Here is a 3,166-nt window from a genome sequence, read left to right on the forward strand (position 1 = left end):
CATTAGGGAGTAGGGGAGTGGGGGAGTAAGGTAGGGACGTTGCATAAGGGCGTCCGTACGGGAGAAGGACTGTTGTTGGGTTTTGTTCCATGCTGCGCAACGAAGTTCGCGTTACATGTCGCGTTAGCGAAACAAACCAACCTACATTTATTGCACCATTTAAGGTGTGTCAGTCTAGTACAAAAAGTTAGTATTTAGGGTAGACAAGGGCAGAAAAATCAAGGGACAACTCTTTCTCCTACCTGGTCTATAATTCCCATATCTCCTGTAGGTCGCCTTTCATGTCGGCGACAGCCGAAATCCGACAATTTCCCCTATCTGAGGACTAACTCCTGACTTTTCCCCTCACTCATAAGACTTTTTCAGCAAACCCTAAATAAAGTTAAGATATTTTTCTGGAAGAATGCACTTAATAATTCTTACCCAGACCTGAATTTTACTGACAGCTATTATCTTTGTATTAAGTCGAACTTCATGGAGAAATGGTATGACTTCTGACTTTAGCTATATCAGCCTCTTTTGAAAAACTGCATTTGGTATGTATGAATAACTAGGGCTTGCTGATTAACTCTCAAAGTATTTACAAATAAAGGCTTTAGTCTTTTTGGATCTAAAAAAGTGCCAGCTTTTCGGTCGCTCAAGGTCAAAAAGTTAATATTTTGAGCAAACAAGGGCGGAAAAATCAAGGGACAATTCTTCCTACTACCTGGTCTATAATTCCCATTTCTCCTGTACATCGCCTTTCATGTCGGCGACAGCCGAAATCCGACGGTTCACCTATCTGTAGGGGCGAATAACCATTTGCCCCTACGACTCCTGACTCTTCCCCTCACTCATAAGACTTTTTCAGCAAACCCTAATTATAAAAAATTGCATAAAATTATGTTTGATAGTTTAGTATAGCTATAACTATTACCAGATTTGACTAATAAAAATCAAAATTATTATCTCTAAAATTAATATGAATATGACTAATACACCAATTACTAACAACCGTTGGCAATTTTGGATTGACCGTGGGGGTACATTTACAGACATAGTTGCTAAGTCTCCTGACGGTAAAATTATTATTCATAAATTATTATCAGAAAATCCAGAACGCTACTCTGATGCACCAGTTCAAGGAATTAGAGAAATATTAGGAATTTCTCAAAATGAACCTATACCTTCACAAGAAATAGAAGTTATTAAAATGGGTACAACTGTTGCTACAAATGCTTTATTGGAAAGGAAAGGCGATCGGACAGTTTTGGTTATTAATAAAGGTTTTAAAGATGCTCTAAGAATTGGTTATCAAAACCGCCCTAATATTTTTGCTCGACAAATTATTTTGCCGGAAATGCTCTATGAAAAAGTCATCGAAGTTGAGTCACGTTATACAGCTAAAGGGGAAGAAATAATTCCACTTCAAACAACAGAATTAATTCCTCAACTTGAAACAGCATACAAGGAAGGAATTAGAAGTTGCGCTATTGTATTAATGCACGGTTATCGCTATCCGAAACACGAACAAAAAATTCAAGAAATTGCTCAAGAAATTGGATTTACTCAAATATCTGTTTCCCATGAAGTTAGTCCTTTAATGAAATTAGTTAGTCGGGGAGATACTACTGTAGTTGATGCTTATTTATCACCAATTTTACGACGATATGTTAATCAGGTTAGTAGTTATTTAGAATCCTTTGGCAAGTCTGAAACAGACAATATAATTTTCGGGGAAAATTTCTCTTTGGAAAGAGAGGAAATAGAGGTTGAGGTAGGAGAGAAAACAGAGACGAAACAAGATTTAACTTTGAACTTAGAAAAAGATAGTTTTAACAGTAAAGATGCCTCAAAAATCAATCCAATTAAACAAAATTCCTCTTTGGAAAGGGAAAAAATAGAGGTTGAGGTAGAAGAAAAAAAAGAGCATAGACAAGATGTAACTTTCAACTTAGAAAAAGATAGTTTAAGCAGTAAAGACGCCTCAAAAATCAATCCAATCCAAGAAAATTATTCTTTGGAAAGGGAAGAAATAAAGGTTGAGGTAGAAGAAAAAAAAGAGCATAGACAAGATGTAACTTTCAACTTAGAAAAAGATAGTTTTAGCAACAAAGATGCCTCAAAAATAAATGAGGTGAAACTAATGTTTATGCAGTCGAACGGCGGTTTAACAGATGCTCAAAAATTTCAAGGAAAAGATAGTATTTTATCTGGTCCTGCTGGTGGAATTGTTGGAGCAGTTCAAACAAGTAAAATGGCAGGTTTTCATAAAATAATTAGCTTCGATATGGGTGGTACTTCTACCGACGTTGCTCATTACGCCGGAGCAGCAAATAAAACAATAGAATATGAACGAGAATTTGAAACAGAAATTGCTGGAATACGTCTACGAACTCCGATGATGTCGATACATACTGTTGCTGCTGGTGGAGGTTCAATTTTATTTTTTGATGGGGCTAGATATCGTGTTGGACCTGAATCTGCTGGAGCAAATCCCGGACCTGCTGCTTATGGAAAAGGCGGATCTTTAACAGTCACAGATTGTAATGTAATGGTGGGAAAAATACAGCCAGAATTTTTTCCTAAAGTGTTTGGAAAGGAGGGAAATTTACCTTTAAATTTGGAGATTGTTAGAGAAAAGTTTGCTCAGTTAGCAGCGGAAATAGGTAATAGTAAAAAACCGGAAGAGGTGGCAAGTGGATATTTAGCTATTGCTGTGGAAAAAATGGCAAATGCGATTAAAAAAATCTCTCTGCAAAAAGGTTATGATATTTCGGAATATACTCTTTGTTGTTTTGGTGGTGCGGGAGGTCAACACGCTTGTTTAATTGCTGATGCTTTGGGAATGAAACAAATTTTTATTCATCCTTATGCGGGAGTTTTATCTGCTTATGGGATGGGATTAGCAGATATTCGAGTGATGAAAGAAAAGGCAGTTGAAAAAATACTAACTCCAGAATTATTGCCAGAGTTGAAGGGAATTTTTACTAAGCTAGAAACTGAAGCAAAGCAAGAGTTAATAACAGAAAATTCTTCGTCGGAAAATTCAAATTTAGAATCTACAACAGATTTAATTTCAGAAAGGAATAATTTTGACAATCAAGATGCTGCTGTTACACCTTTGTCAGAAACTGAAGCAAAACAAGAGTTAATAACAGAAAATTCTTCGTCGGAAAATTCAAAT

At 36.2% G+C, this 3,166-nt stretch carries 1 protein-coding gene; it reads left to right on the forward strand.

Going from position 1 to position 3,166, the window contains the following annotated elements; translation table 11 throughout:
- Window positions 1-961: 961 nt before the first annotated feature.
- A partial coding sequence (locus tag AFK68_RS40980; protein WP_246843993.1) for a hydantoinase/oxoprolinase family protein occupies window positions 962-3,166 on the forward strand: 2,205 nt, incomplete at its 3' end.

The sequence above is a fragment of the Hydrocoleum sp. CS-953 genome (genome assembly GCF_002260545.1).
Classification (GTDB): domain Bacteria; phylum Cyanobacteriota; class Cyanobacteriia; order Cyanobacteriales; family Microcoleaceae; genus Trichodesmium.